This is a genomic window from Streptococcus parasanguinis, from assembly GCF_031582885.1.
Classification (GTDB): domain Bacteria; phylum Bacillota; class Bacilli; order Lactobacillales; family Streptococcaceae; genus Streptococcus; species Streptococcus parasanguinis_M.
On the sequence record NZ_CP133988.1, the window covers coordinates 1,964,992 to 1,983,445 of the forward strand.

The 18,454-nt window shown below is 43.1% G+C and carries 22 protein-coding genes; all 22 read right to left on the reverse strand.

Annotated features, from left to right (window positions below; all coding sequences use genetic code 11):
- Positions 1-190: 190 nt before the first annotated feature.
- Complete coding sequence (metG, locus tag RDV49_RS09465) at positions 191-2,182, reverse strand: methionine--tRNA ligase (RefSeq protein WP_003006062.1); 1,992 nt, start codon at positions 2,180-2,182, stop codon at positions 191-193.
- Positions 2,183-2,553: 371 nt separating this feature from the next.
- Positions 2,554-3,246, reverse strand: coding sequence for a phosphoglycerate mutase (locus RDV49_RS09470; protein ID WP_003006059.1), 693 nt, complete (start codon positions 3,244-3,246; stop codon positions 2,554-2,556).
- Between the two features lie 172 nt (positions 3,247-3,418).
- Positions 3,419-3,928 carry a hypothetical protein gene (locus tag RDV49_RS09475; protein WP_003006055.1) on the reverse strand — a complete coding sequence of 170 codons (510 nt, stop codon included), beginning with the start codon at positions 3,926-3,928 and terminating at the stop codon, positions 3,419-3,421.
- 2 nt (positions 3,929-3,930) lie between these two features.
- A complete protein-coding gene (locus RDV49_RS09480; protein WP_310744350.1) occupies positions 3,931-4,731 on the reverse strand; it encodes a hypothetical protein in 801 nt (266 codons plus the stop codon).
- Between the two features lie 45 nt (positions 4,732-4,776).
- Positions 4,777-4,905: a hypothetical protein gene (locus RDV49_RS09485; protein WP_003006046.1), complete on the reverse strand. Its 129-nt coding sequence runs from the start codon at positions 4,903-4,905 to the stop codon at positions 4,777-4,779.
- Between the two features lie 123 nt (positions 4,906-5,028).
- On the reverse strand, positions 5,029-5,475 hold the full coding sequence (locus RDV49_RS09490) for a Fur family transcriptional regulator (protein WP_310744351.1): 447 nt from the start codon (positions 5,473-5,475) through the stop codon (positions 5,029-5,031).
- Positions 5,476-5,648: 173 nt separating this feature from the next.
- Positions 5,649-5,804, reverse strand: a complete 156-nt coding sequence (locus RDV49_RS09495; protein WP_004219735.1) for a hypothetical protein — start codon at positions 5,802-5,804, stop codon at positions 5,649-5,651.
- 103 nt (positions 5,805-5,907) lie between these two features.
- Entirely contained in the window at positions 5,908-6,183 is a 276-nt protein-coding gene (gene hbs / locus RDV49_RS09500; protein WP_003006038.1) for a non-specific DNA-binding protein Hbs, read from the reverse strand.
- 110 nt (positions 6,184-6,293) lie between these two features.
- Positions 6,294-7,127: a fatty acid kinase binding subunit FakB gene (gene fakB / locus RDV49_RS09505; RefSeq protein WP_003006035.1), complete on the reverse strand. Its 834-nt coding sequence runs from the start codon at positions 7,125-7,127 to the stop codon at positions 6,294-6,296.
- 89 nt (positions 7,128-7,216) lie between these two features.
- Positions 7,217-7,945, reverse strand: coding sequence for a metallophosphoesterase (locus tag RDV49_RS09510; protein ID WP_003006030.1), 729 nt, complete (start codon positions 7,943-7,945; stop codon positions 7,217-7,219).
- Between the two features lie 20 nt (positions 7,946-7,965).
- The gene (gene recN / locus RDV49_RS09515) at positions 7,966-9,624 is read right to left on the reverse strand and encodes a DNA repair protein RecN (RefSeq protein WP_003006025.1); all 1,659 of its coding nucleotides are present in this window, start codon (positions 9,622-9,624) and stop codon (positions 7,966-7,968) included.
- A gap of 6 nt (positions 9,625-9,630) precedes the next feature.
- Entirely contained in the window at positions 9,631-10,065 is a 435-nt protein-coding gene (locus RDV49_RS09520) for an arginine repressor (RefSeq protein WP_003006022.1), read from the reverse strand.
- Positions 10,055-10,873, reverse strand: a complete 819-nt coding sequence (locus RDV49_RS09525; protein ID WP_310744352.1) for a TlyA family RNA methyltransferase — start codon at positions 10,871-10,873, stop codon at positions 10,055-10,057. Before RDV49_RS09525 ends, RDV49_RS09520 begins: the two co-directional genes overlap by 11 nt.
- Positions 10,866-11,741, reverse strand: coding sequence for a polyprenyl synthetase family protein (locus RDV49_RS09530; protein ID WP_003006016.1), 876 nt, complete (start codon positions 11,739-11,741; stop codon positions 10,866-10,868). The genes RDV49_RS09525 and RDV49_RS09530 overlap by 8 nt, the downstream gene beginning before the upstream one ends.
- Positions 11,738-11,950: an exodeoxyribonuclease VII small subunit gene (locus tag RDV49_RS09535; protein WP_003006013.1), complete on the reverse strand. Its 213-nt coding sequence runs from the start codon at positions 11,948-11,950 to the stop codon at positions 11,738-11,740. Before RDV49_RS09535 ends, RDV49_RS09530 begins: the two co-directional genes overlap by 4 nt.
- Positions 11,928-13,268, reverse strand: coding sequence for an exodeoxyribonuclease VII large subunit (gene xseA / locus RDV49_RS09540; protein ID WP_037607791.1), 1,341 nt, complete (start codon positions 13,266-13,268; stop codon positions 11,928-11,930). Before xseA ends, RDV49_RS09535 begins: the two co-directional genes overlap by 23 nt.
- 152 nt (positions 13,269-13,420) lie before the next feature.
- Positions 13,421-13,618: a type 2 periplasmic-binding domain-containing protein gene (locus RDV49_RS09545; protein WP_003006007.1), complete on the reverse strand. Its 198-nt coding sequence runs from the start codon at positions 13,616-13,618 to the stop codon at positions 13,421-13,423.
- Between the two features lie 226 nt (positions 13,619-13,844).
- Complete coding sequence (locus RDV49_RS09550; RefSeq protein ID WP_310744353.1) at positions 13,845-15,299, reverse strand: glycoside hydrolase family 32 protein; 1,455 nt, start codon at positions 15,297-15,299, stop codon at positions 13,845-13,847.
- 9 nt (positions 15,300-15,308) lie between these two features.
- Positions 15,309-16,184: an NAD(P)H-hydrate dehydratase gene (locus tag RDV49_RS09555; protein ID WP_003005999.1), complete on the reverse strand. Its 876-nt coding sequence runs from the start codon at positions 16,182-16,184 to the stop codon at positions 15,309-15,311.
- A gap of 52 nt (positions 16,185-16,236) precedes the next feature.
- Entirely contained in the window at positions 16,237-17,010 is a 774-nt protein-coding gene (locus RDV49_RS09560; protein ID WP_003005996.1) for an HAD-IIB family hydrolase, read from the reverse strand.
- Between the two features lie 13 nt (positions 17,011-17,023).
- Positions 17,024-17,878, reverse strand: coding sequence for a bifunctional methylenetetrahydrofolate dehydrogenase/methenyltetrahydrofolate cyclohydrolase (locus RDV49_RS09565; RefSeq protein ID WP_003005994.1), 855 nt, complete (start codon positions 17,876-17,878; stop codon positions 17,024-17,026).
- Positions 17,879-18,043: 165 nt separating this feature from the next.
- Positions 18,044-18,274: a DUF1797 family protein gene (locus RDV49_RS09570; protein WP_003005989.1), complete on the reverse strand. Its 231-nt coding sequence runs from the start codon at positions 18,272-18,274 to the stop codon at positions 18,044-18,046.
- Positions 18,275-18,454: the final 180 nt, after the last annotated feature.

Here is an 18,454-nt window from a genome sequence, read left to right on the forward strand (position 1 = left end):
CGTTAGAATTATTCAATCATCTACTGAAACTTTCCGCCGTGAGAAAAATGCTAGAAACAATTGTGTTTCTAGCACTCGGGAGTTTTGGAACCTAGGGTCCAAAACTAAGTCATGGAACTTCTTCGAAGTTCGCTGACGTCCGTACTCACCTAAGGAAAGTTTTTTAGATGATTTTTTCTTTGTCTATCGTTTAGCCGATGATGCTTCCATTTGGTACAGATGGATCAACTGTTAAGACTGTTAATTGATCTCCGTGTTCCGCGGAAAGAATCATGCCTTGGCTGACATATTTCTTCATCATCTTACGTGGTTTGAGGTTGGCCACGATTTGGAGTTTCTTGCCGACCAATTCTTGTTCATTTGGATAGAATTGAGCGATACCTGAGAGGATTTGACGGTCTTCGCCATCTCCTGCATCTAGGCGGAAGCGAAGCAGTTTGTCTGATCCTTCGACGCGTTCCACTTCTTTGACTTCTGCTACACGGATTTCAACCTTGTCAAAGTCTTCAAATTTGATCTCGTCTTTTTCAGACTTGAGTTCCACTTCTTCTGGAATCCATTCTTTTTCTTGTGGTTTTCCAGCAGTCATTTGCGATTGGATGTAGGCAATTTCTTCTTCCATGTCGAGACGTGGGAAGATTGGAGTTCCTTTGGCAACCACTGTGACATTTTCAGGGAAGCCTGCTAGGGTCAAGTTTTCAAGATCGAAGTCCAAGCCCAAGCCAAGTTGTTCCATGATGGCATTTGAGGTGTTCATCATGAATGGTTGGATCAAATGAGCCACGACACGAAGGCTAGCTGCCAAGTGAGCCATCACTGCTGCCAATTGATCCTTGTCACCGTCTTCTTTAGCGAGGACCCAAGGCGCTGTCTCATCGATGTACTTGTTAGTCCGAGAGATGATGTTCCATACGGCTTCCAAAGCACGTGGGTAATCAACCGCGTTCATTTGCTTGTGGTATTCAGCGATGTTTTCTTCAACTACTTTAGCCAAATCAGCATCAAACGCTGTGACGTTTTCGACATAGGCAGGAACTTGACCACCATAGTATTTATTGATCATGGCTACCGTCCGGTTAAGGAGGTTTCCAAGGTCATTGGCCAATTCATAGTTGATGCGGGCCACGTAGTCTTCTGGTGTGAAAGTCCCATCAGAACCAACTGGCAAACTGCGCATGAGGTAGTAACGAAGTGGATCCAAGCCGAAGCGTTCCACCAACATTTCTGGGTAGATGACATTTCCTTTAGACTTAGACATCTTGCCGTCTTTCATGACAAACCAACCATGGGCAATCAAGCGTTCTGGCAATTTGATATCCAACATCATAAGAAGGATTGGCCAGTAGATCGAGTGGAAACGAAGGATGTCTTTTCCAACCATGTGGAAGACAGTTCCGTTCCAGAATTTATCAAAGTTTTCATGATCTTCTTGACCGTAACCAAGAGCCGTCACATAGTTGAGAAGGGCGTCGATCCATACATAGACCACGTGTTTGGGATTAGATGGAACTGGAACTCCCCAGGTAAAGGTAGTTCGAGATACTGCCAAATCTTCCAAGCCTGGCTCGATGAAGTTTTTCAACATTTCATTGAGACGGCCATCTGGCGTGATGAAATCCGGTTGGGATTTGAAAAATTCAACCAAGCGGTCTTGGTATTTGCTGAGGCGAAGGAAGTAAGATTCTTCGGAAACCCATTCTACTTCGTGGCCTGATGGGGCTACCCCACCGATGACCTTGCCATTCTCATCACGGTAAACCTCAGCCAATTGGCTTTCTGTAAAGAACTCTTCATCAGAGACTGAGTACCAGCCAGAGTATTCACCCAGGTAGATGTCATCTTGCGCCAGCAAGCGTTCAAAGACTTGGGCTACTACTTTTTCATGGTAATCGTCTGTCGTACGGATGAATTTATCGTATGAGATATCGAGTAATTGCCAGAGTTCTTTCACTCCAACGGCCATCCCATCTACATAAGCTTGCGGCGTAATCCCAGCTTCTTCTGCTTTTTGCTGGATCTTTTGACCATGCTCATCGAGACCAGTCAGGTAGAAAACATCGTAGTTCATCATGCGTTTGTAACGCGCCAAGACGTCACAGGCGATCGTTGTATAAGCTGAACCAATATGCAATTTACCTGATGGGTAATAGATAGGAGTTGTGATGTAGAATGATTTTGTCATTTTCTTTTCCTTTCAGGGCTAATGGAACCCAATTTAGTAACACTCTATTATAACATTTTTAGGAGACCCTGAAAACCCAAAACCAGCTAGGATCTAAGGAAGACAAGCAAAAAGAGAGTGGGACAGAAATCGGTAATTCGTTAGAATTCGATTTCGTCGTCCCACCTCCGCACAGTTGAGTAGGGCTATAAAAGCTGATGAAATCAGCGTAGTAGAGCCCACTCAACCACTGCGTCTTGCTAGACAATCCAAAAACAATTAAGAGGCTAGGACTTTTGTCCCAGCCTCCTCTATTATTGATAACGAATCCCGTTAGATTTGCCTCGCTTTGGCATTTCTAGGCTCGGGATAAAAATATCCACTGGATATTTTTATTTTCCAAGATAGTATTCTTTTACAACGTTCAATTTTTCGTCAAATTCGAATACCAATGGTGGGAAGTTAGGGATTTCCACATCCATGATTTCGTCGTCTGACAAGTGTTTGATGTGTTTAACAAGGGCACGGATTGAGTTACCGTGTGCTCCTACGAATACGTTTTTACCGTCTTTAAGAGCTGGAGCGATTTTATCTTCCCAGAATGGAAGAGCACGTTCCAAAGTAACTTTCAAGTTTTCAGCATCTGGAATCACTGAATCGTCAAGTGAAGCGTAACGACGGTCAGTGTGTGCTGAGTGTTCATCATCACGGTCCATTGCAGGAGGCAATACATCGTAAGAACGACGCCAGATGTGAACTTGTTCATCACCAAATTGTTCAGCAGCTTCAGCTTTGTTTTTACCAGTCAAACCACCGTAGTGACGTTCGTTCAAGCGCCATGATTTTTCAACTGGAACCCACAATTGGTCAGAAGCTTCAAGAGCCAAGTTAGTAGTTTTGATCGCACGTTTCAATACTGAAGTATAAGCTTGGTCAAATTCGATACCAGCTTCTTTGATCAATTTACCAGCGTCGATCGCTTGTTGTGTACCTTTTTCAGACAAATCAACATCAGCCCAACCAGTGAAAAGGTTAGCTTTGTTCCATTCAGACTCACCGTGGCGAGCAAAAACCAATTTTACCATTAGATGGATCTCCTTTTTATTCTCCGAGGTTTCCCCCGTTTATCTATTCTATTCTACTAGATTTTCAGTGAAAAATCTAGTGGCGACCATAGAAAAGTGCAATTTCTCACAAAAAAGAGCCTGACGGCTCTAGTTTGAAATTGAGGAATGTTTATTCTTACGTTAATACAGCTTATTCTTCTACTTGATTCTTTTCAGTCGAACAATTTCGTTGTTCAATCATTTTTCTTAAATCTTTTAAATCACTATAAATATGGACTATATATACTAGCAGACAAAAATAGTATCCAGTTCCCAAGTTATAATAAACTTTTTGAATCGTTAATGAAAATGCAGCATATATCAAAATTACACTACAAGATAAGTAAATCAAAAACGACTGCAGGCTAGCCAAAAATGGATACCCCTTTTTTTCAAAAGAATCATGAATAAAATAGGCTATAACAGGTAAAAGAATTAATAGTATGAAAGAAATAATAAAGTAAGAATTCACCACACCTTTAAATTCTTGCCCCCAAAATACTGAGTTGTTTTTCCGAAATAGAAAAACCTGTGAAGTATCAGAATACGAATAATAATGACCATTCAAAAATGGAAGCCCAACAATTGAAAAAATTAGAATAATATACAATACAAGCTCCCAGATTAAACTAAGATTACTTTCTTGTTTTGTTTCTGACATCTTTAACCCCTTTCCTTAATCACTCTGTCTTCAATATCGACCATATCAAAATCCGAATCTGTCATAGTCCCTAAGACATAAAGACCATTTGGTAAATTCGATTTTTTTACAATCGCTTGTAATTCATCCTTAAAACGGATATGATCCCTTTTCACACCTTTAGGTAATGTCACTTGAACATAGATGACATCATGATCTAAAGCTTCTTTTACCGGAAAACCATACCATCCTCCAAGAACAGTCCGTCCACTCTTCGCTGATTGTTTCTCGTAATCTTCAAGCCAATGTATCCCGCCAGTATAGTTAATATTACTTGAAATACCAAGTTTTAATTCAACCTTCGATCCTTTTAAGATAGAATTTTGATCTATTTTTTTCTTTAATTCCTGCTCCACCTTTTTTCTCTCAGGATTCAATTCTAGGGCTTTTTCAAGAATGGGTACATACGTGCTAGGAGGCTCACTATACATTCCTATTGAATCACCAAGCAATCCAAAACGTCTTTCTTTAGCTACAGGTGGATAATATGGCAAAATGACTTGTTCTAACATCATTTGTTTCTTCAATGGAATAGAGACGACTTTCCCATTAATCCTTTCAGAATAGGTATAATTAGCACTAATCACTAGTTTTGATTCACTTGTAAGCGAAAGGCCCGTGATCCGAACCTCTCCTGAATAATGATTATTCTTGTAGATTTCCTTGATATTTGATTCTAAATTTTTATAAAAACAAATAGTTAAAAGGATAAAAAAACCAACAATGACCAGTAAACTTTTTAGTTTTTCACTCTTTATCTTCATTTTTTAAATCTTTCTATAAGTCCTTATCTCACAAACATTGTTACTCTATCCAACTATATGAGGGGCCGTTTTCAAGAAAAAGAAAGACCATATAGCACCAATCATAAAAATGGTCACTGCTGCTAAGGCATAGACCTGCCACATTTTCCAAGAAAAATTCTCTAGCTTCTTCATCTCGTTCTCCTTTTGTTTGATCGTGAAAGTATATTATATCATGATTTTCCCTATTTTTCTCTCGCTATCCTAGTGTGGCTTTACCATACAAAAAAGAGCCTGACGGCTCTGCTTTCTCTCACATTAATTTTTCTGACAGTCGGGGCAAATGCTATAGACCGTCATCTGGGTCTTGGTGATCTGGTAGCCACTTTGACTGGCTGCTTCTTCGCGAAGATCTGGGACTTCAATGTCCACATCTGCGATACGACCACATTTTTCACATACCACATTCAAATGGTCATGCCCCATGAAATCAAAATAGGTCGTGGTATCATTGCGAACCTTGATCTCAGAAACAACCCCCTCATCAATTAAAACCTTGATATTGTTGTAGACAGTTGCTAGACTCATGCTTGGAAACTGAGGCAATAAATCGCGATAGATCTTCTCAGCGCTTGGATGTTCATGACTCGCCACTAAATAGGAAAGAACTGCTCTGCGGGTATCGGTAATCCGAATGCCCTTGGCACGCAAATTTTGCAAGACTTCTTCCACGCGCTCTTCTTCATGACGATGCAATGCGTTCACTATGATTCCCCCTTTCCAATATGATTTAATCGATTCGTTACCTTTATTATATCATGTTTCAAAATAAATCACTATTTAGAATGCTTTTAATTAAAAAAAATGGAAAAGCGAGTTTTTGTCCAGTGGACATTGATTCACAAGCCTGAAAATGGAAGAGCGAGTCTAATCTTCTCTCAACCGATCCAACTGGTCATCCAGCGCACGGTTCCTAGGATCATTTTGACCACGAGGATCATAAAGCAAAATTCCAGTACGAACCACAGCCCTTTCAATAGATACAAAATAGGTCGGATAAACAACAAGGCAAAGAGGCCTAAAATGAATCGCATGGTCTTTTCTCTCTCCTTCTTTTTTCCTATTATACCCTTATCCTATAGAGCTGTCCAACAAAAAAACCATCCTAGAAATCTAGGATGGCTTTTCAAAATGCAATTATTTAACTGCTTCTTTAAGAGCTTTACCAGCTTTGAATGCTGGAACTTTAGAAGCTGCGATTTTGATTTCTTTACCAGTTTGTGGGTTGCGACCTTTACGAGCTGCACGTTCACGAACTTCGAAGTTACCGAAACCGATCAATTGAACTTTTTCACCTTTTGAAAGGTATTCTGAAACTGCTGCGAATACAGCATCAACAGCTGCTGCTGAATCTTTCTTAGTCAATTCTGTAGCTTCTGCCACTTTTGCGATCAAATCTTGTTTGTTAGCCATTTAACAAATCCTCCAATTTTTTTTAGGCTTTACGCCTTAACAGTACTATAATATCTAAAAAAAGCCTTTAGGTCAAGTACTAAACCTGTTTTTTCAAACATTTATTCAGCTTATTCGTAGCGCACCAAAACTGCAAATGCATTCTCACCTGTATGGGTTTGAATAATCGATCCAGTTTCGAGAACTGGGATAGCATTTTCAACGAACGATTGCAACTGAGCCTTCATTTCATTGGCCCACTCTGGTGCCCCTGCGTAAGAAATCCCGATCTCAGCCACCTTACTATGGGAAAGATTCTCTACCAATTCATTCAACCATTTCTTAAAGGTCTTGTTACCGCGCCCTTTGACGATTGGTTCTAACTGATGGTCCTTCATTTGCATCACGACACGGATATTGAGAAGGGAGCTCAAAAGTCCTGTAACACGGCCAATGCGCCCACCTTTAACCAGATTTTCCAAGGTAGAAACACCGATATACAACTCTGTCTTTTCTTTGACTTCTTCGATGCGAGCCAAGACAGTGTCTAAATCAGCTCCGTCTTTGGCCAACTTGGCTGCCTCAACCACCTGGAACTTCATGGCTTGGTCTGTAAAGCCACTATCAATCACAGTAACATCTGCTCCTGACAAGGTTGCCCCTTGGCGAGCCGCCTCTACGGTTCCTGACAAGGCATGAGACATATGAATTGAAACGATATGAGCTCCGTCTGCTGCTAACTTTTCATACACCTCCGCAAAGACTCCAACGGGTGGTTGGCTGGTCTTTGGAAGATTTTTGCTAGACTGCATTAAGCGCAAGAAGTCCCCTTCGCCCAACTCACTGTCGGAATAAAGGACTCCATCCACCATAACAGAAAGTGGCACAATGGTGATGCCATATTCTTCAACCACTTCAGGCTCAATTGTAATAGATGAGTCTGTAACTATTTTAATATTTGCCATATATTTCTATACTCTTCCTAAGAATGTTCTGCTTTCATTATATCAAAAAACACGGGGTTTTGCAGTGAAAGATATCCATTCCTGCTTCCTCAGTCGTCTGCGGCAGAAAAACCTGTATTGTGAAGGACATGGTCTTGGACAATACCTTGATCATCCAAGAGCAATCCATGGAGGACTCCTCCAAAGACAGCGCCCCCATCGACGCCCATTTTTTGATCTGAAATCCAAAGATTTTCGGTACCGACTGGCTCATTGAGCAGTCCATATACTGGTGTATGGCCAAAGACGATCCATTTGCCTGTATGATTCTCCGCTTCATGGAATGGTTTTCGGATCCAGACTTTTTGGTAATCACTGGTTTCCCGCCAATTTTCAAGGGTTAGATCCACACCAGCGTGGACAAAATAATAGGTCTCTGTCTCGTAGTCAAAAGGCAAACTGCGGATAAAGGCTACCAAGTCAGGAACGGCATTTTCTACTGCTTGCGCATCCGCAATGCCATCTACAGGAGCATCGAGTGGCCGGCCTAACAGAGAGTTGATGGTCGTATCGCCACCATTTCTTCGGTAGTGGTCATAACGCTCTTCTGGATTGTCCAACCAGGCTAAAAACATGTACTCGTGATTTCCGGAAAGGCAAACAGCTCCGTGATGGTCTACGTAGTCTTTTACGATTTCAATCGATCGTTTGCTGTTTTCGCCTCGATCTATCAAATCCCCTAAAAAGACCAATTGGGCTTTTCCATCCCACTCTGTCATGAGCTCTTCTAGCATTTGTGCTTTTCCGTGAATATCTCCGACTACAAAGTATCTTGACATTGTTTCAAACCTTCTTTCTCTTAACGCTTGAGAAGTTGCTCTGCTTGTTGACGGGCAGCTTCCGTTAGATCCTCTCCTGCCAGCATCTTGGCAATTTCTTCGATTCGTTCTTCTCTATTGAGCAAACGAACAGTAGATACAGTTGAGTGTTCATCACTGATTTTCTCAATATAGAATTGATAATCTGCTGCAGCGATGACTTGAGGCAGGTGAGAAATAGCAAGCACTTGGCCATTTTGACCAATCTTATGAATTTTCGCTGCAATGGCTTGAGCTACGCGCCCAGAGACCCCTGTATCTACCTCGTCAAAGACGATACTGGTCTTTCCTTCTTTTCGAGAAAAAGCAGATTTAATGGCCAACATCAAGCGTGACAATTCTCCGCCGGATGCAACCTTGACAAGGGGTTTAAAGTCCTCACCTGGGTTGGTCGAAATGTAAAATTCGACAGCTTCATTTCCCTCACGATTAAACTTAGCCTTGCTAAAACGCACTTGAAAACGCGCCTTGTCCATGTAGAGATCTGCCAATTCTTGCTGGATTTCATTTTCCAAATCTTGAGCTAGGTCATGCCGTTGATCACTCAAATCTTGAGCCAAGGTGACCAAACTCTTTTCTAGACGTTTGAGTTCTTTTTCCAAGTCCTCAGACGAGAGATTACTTCCGGTGAGAAGGCTATATTCTTTGGTGATTTGCGCCAGGTATTCCAATACGTCCTTGACTTGGCCACCATACTTGCGCGTGATGGAGTGGATCAAATCCAAACGAGATTCCACCTGCATGAGGCGATTGCCATCAAACTCCAGACCATCGACCACATCTTCTAAGCGCTTGGTAATATCCTCAAGGGCATAGAAGGTTTCCGATAACTGGCTTGAGAGCTCTTTGTAGCTGGGATCATATTCTTCAATATTTTCCAGATCATTCATGGCTGAGCGAACATTGGAGAGGCTCGAAAATTCTTCTGCATCCAGCATGGTATAGGCATTGGTTAGGGTATCTGCAATCATCTTATGATTGAGCAGGCGTTGGCGTTCTTGCTCCAGACGCAGGTCCTCATCCACTTCCAAGGCAGCTGCCTCAATCTCTGCGATTTGAAACTCCAACATCTCAATACGGGCCTTGTTTTCCTGCTGGTTGCGCTGAAGTTCCACTACTTGTTTGCGCAGACGTTTGTAATCTTCAAAGGTTTGACGATAAGCGTCTTTGGTTTGGAAAAAGGCTGCATCCCCAAATTCATCCAGCATGGCGATATGCAATTGGGGCCGCATGAGTTCTTCCTGATCATGCTGGCCATGGATATCCACCAAATGTTGGCCGACTGCCTTTAAGACAGACAAATTCACCATTTGACCATTGATCCGGCTGACACTTCGTCCATTTTGCAGGATCTCTCGGCGAATGATCAATTCATCGGTCCACTCTAGTCCTTGCTCTTCAAAGAGAGCCGTCAAGTGGCGATTGCTCTCAACGGTAAAGAGCCCTTCGATTTCCGCTTTTGGGGCTCCGTGTCGGATGACATCCGTCGTTGCGCGGCTTCCCAGCATCATGTTCATGGCATCGATAATGATGGATTTCCCTGCACCTGTTTCCCCTGTCAGTACCGTCATTCCCTTTTCAAAATTTAAGGAAATCTCTTCGATAATAGCAAAGTTCTTAATCGAAATTTCTAATAGCATAGGCTCTTACCACCCAAAGATTGATTTGAGGATATTCTCTGCTTCTGGAGCTGAATAGGCGATCAGTAAGATCGTATCATCATCTGCAACAATACTAAAGATATGCTCCTTATAAATCTCCCGCAAGCGACGTTTGACTAGAGGAGCCGTCCCTGGAACCATGGTGAAATTGACATATTCTCCCATGCGACGATGAGACAAGATATTGCTTTCGATCATCCCGATCCCTTGGTGGTGCTTACGTGGCAATTCATAGACATAGGTCATGTCTTTGAGAGGGCGTTTTACGATGCCCAATTCTTTGATATCCCGTGATACTGTCGCTTGGGTTGCTGAGATGCCTTCTTCTTTCAAATGTTCGACGATCTCTTCTTGGGTCCCCACTTCATGATCGCGAATGAAGCGGCGAATTTTTTCTAATCTAATATTCTTACTCTTCATGTTTAAATTCCTTGTGTGCCCGCTCCACAACAGCCTCCAGCTGCTCTGTCGTTGGCTTTGTTTTCTCTTCTTTTTTTTCTAGATACATCAAAAATTCGATGTTGCCATGGCCTCCTTGGATAGGGGAATAATCTACTCCCATTACCGCAAAGCCATGTGTCCCTACAAAAGCAGCGACCTTTTCAAGAACGGCGAAATGAATCTTAGGATCCTTAATGATCCCATTTTTCCCGATCTGTTCGCGTCCTGCCTCAAACTGAGGTTTGACCAAGGCCACGACTTGTCCATTATCTGCCAAAATCCGGTGAAGAGCTGGCAGAATCAAGTCCAAGGAAATAAAGCTGACATCGATGCTCGCAAAGCTCGGTGTCGCTTCAAAATCATCTGGCTCGGCATAGCGGAAATTGAACTGCTCCATCGAGACCACCCGAGGATCATTGCGCAATTTCCAGGCCAACTGATTGGTCCCGACATCCACCGAAAAGACCTGGCTGGCTCCATTTTGCAGCATGACATCGGTAAAGCCACCTGTAGAAGCTCCAATATCAATCGCAATTTTACCCTCTACAGATAAACCAAATTGGTTCAGGGCTTTTTCTAATTTAAGACCGCCCCGGCTGACATATTTGAGCTTTTCGCCCTTTAATTTCAACTCGGTTGCTTCATCGATTTTTTCACCCGGTTTATCGAAGCGCTCACCATTGATAACGGCAACGACAAGACCTGCCATCACCCCTCTTTTGGCTTGTTCGCGGGTATCAAATAGGCCTTGTTTATAGGCTAATACATCCACTCTTTCCTTAGCCATCTATTCGTAATCCTTCTATTAATTTCTTGATCGCTTGCGGATCAAAGTCGCAAGCAGCTGTAATCTGATCCAACAAGTCCTCGCAAGCATCTAATTCTCTTGTCAGCAAAGCTTTTGATTCTTCCAATCCCAACAAGGCTGGATAGGTCGATTTTTCTGCTACTAAGTCCTTTTGAGGGGTCTTTCCCAAAACTTCAAAATCAGCGACCAAATCCAAAATATCATCCCGCACTTGAAAAGCCAGGCCTAATTTTTTCCCGATTTTTTCTAAGAGCTGACCTATGTCTGCTTGCAACTCTAAAATCAAACCTGCTGCGATGAAAGGATAGGCAAGGAGACGTCCTGTCTTATTGGCATGGATGGTCTGCAACTCTGCTAGTGTGAGCTGTTTGTGCTCCCCTTCCATATCAAGGACTTGGCCAGCTACCATTCCACGACTACCGGAAGCATCTGACAATTCAAAAATCAAAGAGACCTTGACCGCATCAGGAAGGGCACTTGCAGCTATCATTCCAAAGGGATCGAGAAAAAGCGCATCCCCTGCTAAAATCGCCAGGTCTTCTCCGAATTTCTTATGATTGGTCAATTGCCCCCGACGGTAATCGTCATTGTCCATGGCAGGCAGATCATCGTGAATAAGGCTTCCTGTATGGATCATCTCTAAAGCCCCTGCCACTTGAAAGTGAGGCTCTGTCAATTCCAGTCCAAAGGCCTCTAACAATTCTAAAAGGAGCAAGGGGCGCAGGCGTTTTCCACCTGCCTGGATCGAATACAGGACCGACTCCACTAAATGGGGGGCAACGGCTTTCTCCTCATAAAAAGAGCGAACTGCTTGCTCTACTCTATTTCGTTTTTCTTCTTGTCTCATGCTAGATCCGCTTCAGTACCATCTGCTTGCATGACCTTGACCAAGGTTTTCTCTGCTTGATCCAAGGTATCTTGCAATTCTTTTGACAACTTCATTCCTTTTTGGAATTCTGTAATAGCTTCTTCTAAAGCCACATCACCACTCTCCAATTTTTGGACGATAGCTTCCAAATCTGCTAAATTTTCTTCAAATTTCTTTTCTTTCGACATGTTTTACCTCTACTTCTAACTGGCCATCTCTCATGATGAGGGACAGCGGGTCTCCTTCTTTTACTTTCGCAACCGAATCCAAGACTTGATCGTCTTGCTTGACCATGGCATAGCCACGCGCAATAATCCGACTAGTATCGAGCATCAAGAGGGCTTCTGATAAGCCTTGCACCTTGATCTTTTGCTCTTTTAGGACTTGTTCCATCCGGCTGGTTAAGAGTCTCCTATCTTGGAAGACACGGTCTTGATAACGTTCGATACGATGCAAAGGAGACATAGCCTCTAGACGATGACGCAGACCTTGCAGCTGATTGTCCCCTTGTCCATAAACTTCGCGCATCCCTTGTTTCAATCGCAATTGCAACTGGTCAATCTTTTGCAGGTAGCCATCATAGAGTCTCTCGGGCTGTCTAAAAATAACCGATTGACTTAATTTGGCCAAACGTTCACGATTATAGGCCAAACGATTGGACATGGCTGTTGCCATCCGATTCTCCTGCTTTTGTAAATGCGACAAGAGATCCAATTTAGTTACTGGAGTGGCCAATTCAGCAGCGGCTGTCGGAGTAGCAGCTCGTCGGTCTGCTACAAAATCGGCTAGAGTCGTATCTGTCTCATGTCCAACACTGGAGATAATCGGAATCCGCGATTCAAAGATGGCTCGCACCACCGGCTCTTCATTAAAGGCCCAGAGGTCTTCAATCGAACCACCCCCACGACCGATAATCAAGACATCCAAATCATCCCGTTGGTTGGCTCTTTGAATATTAGCAACCACCTCACTAGATGCGCCTTCACCCTGAACCTTGGTCGGGTAGAGCACAATCTCTACACCAGGGAAGCGTCGGCTCACCGTTGTGATAATATCGCGAATCACGGCCCCACTTTGACTGGTGATGACCCCGATCTTTCTTGGAAATTGTGGCAGAGCTTGCTTCCACCGATCCTGAAAGAGCCCTTCTTCGGTCAACTTTTTCTTGAGTTGCTCAAATTGGATGGCCAAGGCCCCTACCCCATCTGGTTCAGCCTTTTCAATGACAATGGAATAACTCCCGCTTGGCTCATAGAGCTGAACGCGACCGATGACGTTGATCTTCATGCCTTCTTCTAGCTCAAAACCAAAGCTTCGATAAACCCCAGCCCAGACCGTCGCCTGAATGACCGCTTTTTCATCTTTTAATGAAAAATATTGATGGTTGGGACGTTTTCGGAAATTGGAGACCTGCCCTGTCAGATAAACCCTTTCCAAATAGGGATCCTTATCAAATTTTAATTTCAAATATTTGGTCAAACTTGATACGGATAAATAGTTGGACATAGGAACTCCTTTCTGCAGAATATGATCAAGTTTAATTATATCAAAAAACACCAAAAAAGGCTGGCAGACAAAGCGAAATCATGAATTTCCTTTCTCTACAAGCCTCATTTTATTCAAGACACTTTCTACTGGTCTATTTTAAACCAGCTTCCTTATTTTTCACACTTCTCTAACCGTTCAATAAAGGAGCTAAGAAGTGCTTGGGGTTCCCCTTCATTTGGATAGGTATAACTAATATAAAAGACTGTTTTTTCCTCTTCAACCAGCGGAATTTTGACAAGATTTGGATATTCAGGAAAGAGAGTCAGATCGGTCATGAGACCAATTCCCAAATTTTCTTCGATGAACACAAATCCTATTTAGGATACAACAAAAGAGGCTGGGACAAAAGTCCTAGCCTCTCAATTATTTTTGGATTGTCGAGCAAGACGCAGTGGTTGAGTGGGCTCTACTACGCTGATTTCATCAGCTTTTACAGCCCTACTCAACTGTGCGGAGGTGGGACGACGAAATCGAATTCTAACGAATTACCGATTTCTGTCCCACTCTCTTTATTCTTTAGGAGGCTTTTGTATCCTATTTTTGATAGGTTTTTACGACCCAATCGACCCCTTCATCTGCCGTGAGAGTATAGACGGGATTCTCAGTCGTTTCATAAAAGGTCATGGAGAGAGTTTTACCATCCACGAATACTTCGATGGAGTTGGTATCGCGAATGATCGAAAAATGATGATCCTTTTCAGCATCCAACTGAATCCATCTCGATTGAAATGCTGGATTTTCTTTTCCTGAAATGGGGTGTCCAAATTGGTCTCGACTTAAGCTAAAGCGTTTTTGAGAGGCGTCGTAAATCAATTGCAAGACACTATCAGGATCTGTTTCATCACCATAACCTAGGATAAAGGAGCAACCCGGTTTAGCATCTAGTTCAAACAAGGTTTGTTTCCCTCTAGCTGGGATCGTGATCTGATTGCCCTTAACAATGGTTTCTGACGCATGGTCTACAAGAAAGTGTTCGTTCACTGACTCAGGTAACTCCTGAACCAATCGTCCGTCTTTCAAGGACAATTTTCTTGGAAGAGTCATACTACCTGCCCACCCATGAGCTAAATCATGACTGGGGATAGACCGGTGCCACATTTGCATCCAGGCAACCATGTATCGTTCGCCCTTTGGTCCTTGACAAGTTTGAGGGGCATAGAAATCCAAACCGCCATCCATTTCATCATAGAAATCGACATGAAAGCGCCCTGTTTCCCAATTCATGTCACCGATAAAGGCAACCGTCGAATTTAAATTCCAGTATTTTTCTTGCTGCCTTTCCATTTCAATGGGAGACAGAATCAAGACCCATTTGCCATCTAAAGGGAAGAAATCAGGACACTCCCACATAATCCCTTGCCCTTTTTCACCTTCTAAAAGAACCGATGTAAAGTCCCAATCTACTAGATTACTTGATGCAAATAGGAGAATTTGACCTCTTTCGTCTGGTGTCTTAGAAGCAACGACAGCATAATAGCTTCCTTGATATTCAAATACTTTAGGATCACGAAAATCTGCAATATCTGCGATCCCCTCAATATGTTGAGCATGGATCACTGGATTAGTAGGCAACTTTTCAAAGGTAATGCCGTCTGTCGAAACCGCAAGACACTGAGTCTCCTCGCGATTTTCCTCATCGTCTACATGACCCGTATACAGCAAATAGAGCTTGTCATCTTTTACAATAGCAGAACCAGAGAAGCAGCCATCCTTATCATAGCTTTCGCTTGGTGCTAAAGCTACTGGCAGTTCTTCCCAATGGAGAAGATCTTTTGATTTGGCATGCCCCCAATGCATGGGACCCCAAACACTATCATAGGGATAGAATTGGTAAAACAAATGGTATTCCCCACGGAAATAAACAAAGCCATTTGGATCGTTCATCCAGCCGATAGGAGGTAACAAATGAAATGCTCCTCTATATTGCTGGTCAACCTTCTCCCTGTTTTCATCGATATACTGATTTGCTTTTCGAATGCTTTCCTTCATCTTTTTTACCTATTTTCTATTTTCAGTGCTGGCAACCTGGTCTTGGTCACTCCACTTCTTCATCCATTTGGGGATTTCTTGGCTAATGGTCGTGGGTAGAACCACATAAGCCTCCTTGCTCAAGTCTTCTGCAATGGCTGAATGGAGATAGGTCGCAACCACCACGCGCTCATAGAGACTGACCTGTGGAAATTGACCCGCAAATCCTGCGATCATCCCTGCCAAGGTATCTCCCATACCCCCTGTTGCTTGATAGGGACCACCAACATCTAGCTGATAGCCCTCATCTTGCCCACTTGTCCAAATGCGGGTGTGTGGCCCTTTTTCTACAATGACAGTCCCTTGAGGAAAGTTCTGCACTGCTCTTCGACTCTTGCCTTCTGTCTGGCTTGCTAGATCAAGCCCTGACAGTTTTTCCCATTCTTTTTGATGGGGGGTAAAGACCAACTGAGCCTCTGGCAGGTCAAACTGAGAGGCTGCAAAAAGACTAATAGCTCCTCCATCTAAGATCAAGACCTGCTGGCTAGAGACTTGTTCAAAAATCATGTGCAAGATTGCTTGGTTTTCTCTTGCTTCATTTAAGCCCGGTCCTACGAGAATCACGCTAGCTTTTTGGAGCTGCTCACAAAGGAGTTCGTGATCTGCCAAATCAAAGCTCATGGCCTCAGGAAGATGGCTATGAAGAGCTGTCAGATTATCAGGATCTGTTGCGACAGTAACCAGCCCCGCACCACTATGAACCGCAGCAAGCGCCGCCATAATAATAGCTCCCCCATAGGGGTAAGTCCCCCCAATCAAGAGCAGGCGACCAAAATCGCCCTTATAAGATCTTGCCTCTCGCTTCACAATGACACGCTGGATCTCTTCTTTCTGAACTCTTCTCATACCTTCCTCATTTCTAGCGAAAAAGGAGAAGCCACGACTCCCCCTCCATCTTTTATTTTCCTCTGAATTCTGCGAAGACTTGCAAGATCTTAGCAGCCACAGCTTGTGGCTGATTTTGTTTGGCTACTAATTGATCATCCGCATAAGGCTGAAGGGCTGGAAAATCACCAATCTGAACTGCATAAAGAGCTTTTTCAAAGAGCTCGATATCATTTTGATCATTGCCAAAAGCCACGAAATTCTCTCCACAGAGTTCTTCTACGGTTGTCGCTTTATGCGTGTCTGCTGGATTGAGATAGATGCATTTTTCATGCGCATGATAGCGGATATGGGCCTTATCTGTCTTTTCGATCCGCTCGATGATCTCATCCACGAGCTCCTCATGGCCACCCATATAGATCACGACCTTAATCGGATCTGTCAGCTCCTCTAATGAACGATACTGAGCTTTCTTGAGGGGATCTACATTAGCAACAAAAGGAATCTTTTCCAAAATCTGTCCGCTATAATCAAAGGTATCATCCACAAAAAATGGTAGATTGTAATGGCGGCAAAAGCCAAGGACTTCCCGATACACATCCTTGTCCAATTGGTCCTCATATACCAATTGCCCCTGACGATAGGCCAATCCACCATTTAAACCAATCACGAGTTGCTGACTCAATGGGTCCCCTAAAAGACCCAAGCAGTCCCGGTAAGAACGTGCAGAAGCAAAGGCAACTTCATGGCCAAATTCTTCTGCTCTCAATAAGACCTGTTTGATTTCATCATCGATTGTGACACCATCGAATGACAGGGTTCCATCTAAATCAAATACAAACTTCATCTTGTTCACACTTTCATTTTTTTAAGGCACGAACAGCTGCTTCGTAGGTCTGCTCCATCAGCATGGTGACAGTCATAGGCCCAACCCCTCCTGGTACCGGGGTAATATGACTGGCCAAAGGTGCAACAGAGTCAAAATCGACATCCCCACACAATTTGCCATTCTCATCGCGATTCATCCCGACGTCAATGACGACGGCGCCTTCTTTCACGAAGTCTGCTGTTACAAATTTCGCACGACCGATCGCAACAACCAAGATATCTGCTCTTCTAGCAATTTTAGGCAGATGATGGGTCCGAGAATGGGTCAAGGTTACCGTCGCATTTTTGGCGAGGAGCAACTGCGCCATGGGTTTTCCAACGATATTGGAACGACCAATCACGACTGCTCGCTTCCCTTCTAGATCAATCCCGTACTCTTTGAACATCTCCATGATGCCAGCGGGAGTTGAAGGCACCATAATCGGATTTCCAGCCCACAAGCGCCCCATATTCAATGGATGAAAGCCATCCACATCTTTTGTCGGATCAATGGCTAAAAGGACTGCATCCGCGTCGATATGCTTAGGCAGTGGCAACTGCACCAAAATCCCATGCCAAAGGGGATCTTGATTGTAGTGTTCGATCACTTCTAATAATTCAGCCTGGCTAATGCTTTCAGGAAGTCGTCTCACTTCACTCCGAAAGCCTGCCGCAATAGCAGAACGCTCTTTATTTCTTACATAGATTTTGCTAGCTGGATTATCTCCTACTACGATGACAACGAGGCCAGGCACAACTCCTGTCTCTTCTTTTAATCGTGCTGTTTTCTTCGCAATCTCACCCTGTAATTTTGTAGCGAGCGCCTTCCCATCAATGATTGTCGTCATGTCAATTCTCTTTCTAGTCAAGTAATGAAAATAGTCCTCTCTATTATAGCAGATTTCAACTCTCAAACCTAACTGTTCCTAATTAGAATTTCTTATAGACGAAAACTATAGCCAGATGGACAAAAAATGAGCTTGAGACCACCCCAAACTCATCCACACAGCTGCTTAGTAAAGCAATTCATAAATTTCCATTGCAATTAAATCAATGCTATCAAATGTATAGGTTTCACGCGCTTCAACATCACGAAGTGTAAAGGTTGAACCTTCTTCTTCATTGTGGTTGTAGGCTACTTCAGCGACAACAACACCGTCACGTTCAAAATTACGTTTCAAGTTTCCACCGTCTTTTGTCATCGTCTCCAAACGGTTGATAATCCGTACTAAATGTGATTCCATTTTATTTCTCCTCTTTACTTTCTACTCTCCTATTTTATCATAAAAGAGAAAGCTCTTCCAATAAAAATTCACATTTTTCCATTGATTTGCTCTTTCTTCAATCCTTAGCGACATTCCGTAGCAAATTCTTGCAAACTTCTAGAATACTGATATAATGAAACTATAAATCTTTGACTATTT

Coding starts and splice junctions, on each gene's coding strand:
- RDV49_RS09555 (WP_003005999.1), bottom strand. CDS start 16,184: ATGAGAAGAGTTCAGAAAGAAGAGATCCAGCGTGTCATTGTGAAGCGA.
- RDV49_RS09470 (WP_003006059.1), bottom strand. CDS start 3,246: ATGGTAAAATTGGTTTTTGCTCGCCACGGTGAGTCTGAATGGAACAAA.
- RDV49_RS09475 (WP_003006055.1), bottom strand. CDS start 3,928: ATGTCAGAAACAAAACAAGAAAGTAATCTTAGTTTAATCTGGGAGCTT.
- hbs (WP_003006038.1), bottom strand. CDS start 6,183: ATGGCTAACAAACAAGATTTGATCGCAAAAGTGGCAGAAGCTACAGAA.
- RDV49_RS09480 (WP_310744350.1), bottom strand. CDS start 4,731: ATGAAGATAAAGAGTGAAAAACTAAAAAGTTTACTGGTCATTGTTGGT.
- RDV49_RS09535 (WP_003006013.1), bottom strand. CDS start 11,950: ATGTCGAAAGAAAAGAAATTTGAAGAAAATTTAGCAGATTTGGAAGCT.
- RDV49_RS09520 (WP_003006022.1), bottom strand. CDS start 10,065: ATGAAGAGTAAGAATATTAGATTAGAAAAAATTCGCCGCTTCATTCGC.
- RDV49_RS09550 (WP_310744353.1), bottom strand. CDS start 15,299: ATGAAGGAAAGCATTCGAAAAGCAAATCAGTATATCGATGAAAACAGG.
- metG (WP_003006062.1), bottom strand. CDS start 2,182: ATGACAAAATCATTCTACATCACAACTCCTATCTATTACCCATCAGGT.
- RDV49_RS09570 (WP_003005989.1), bottom strand. CDS start 18,274: ATGGAATCACATTTAGTACGGATTATCAACCGTTTGGAGACGATGACA.
- RDV49_RS09530 (WP_003006016.1), bottom strand. CDS start 11,741: ATGAGACAAGAAGAAAAACGAAATAGAGTAGAGCAAGCAGTTCGCTCT.
- recN (WP_003006025.1), bottom strand. CDS start 9,624: ATGCTATTAGAAATTTCGATTAAGAACTTTGCTATTATCGAAGAGATT.
- RDV49_RS09485 (WP_003006046.1), bottom strand. CDS start 4,905: ATGAAGAAGCTAGAGAATTTTTCTTGGAAAATGTGGCAGGTCTATGCC.
- RDV49_RS09495 (WP_004219735.1), bottom strand. CDS start 5,804: ATGCGATTCATTTTAGGCCTCTTTGCCTTGTTGTTTATCCGACCTATT.
- xseA (WP_037607791.1), bottom strand. CDS start 13,268: ATGTCCAACTATTTATCCGTATCAAGTTTGACCAAATATTTGAAATTA.
- RDV49_RS09510 (WP_003006030.1), bottom strand. CDS start 7,945: ATGTCAAGATACTTTGTAGTCGGAGATATTCACGGAAAAGCACAAATG.
- RDV49_RS09565 (WP_003005994.1), bottom strand. CDS start 17,878: ATGACGACAATCATTGATGGGAAGGCGCTCGCTACAAAATTACAGGGT.
- fakB (WP_003006035.1), bottom strand. CDS start 7,127: ATGGCAAATATTAAAATAGTTACAGACTCATCTATTACAATTGAGCCT.
- RDV49_RS09560 (WP_003005996.1), bottom strand. CDS start 17,010: ATGAAGTTTGTATTTGATTTAGATGGAACCCTGTCATTCGATGGTGTC.
- RDV49_RS09525 (WP_310744352.1), bottom strand. CDS start 10,873: ATGGCTAAGGAAAGAGTGGATGTATTAGCCTATAAACAAGGCCTATTT.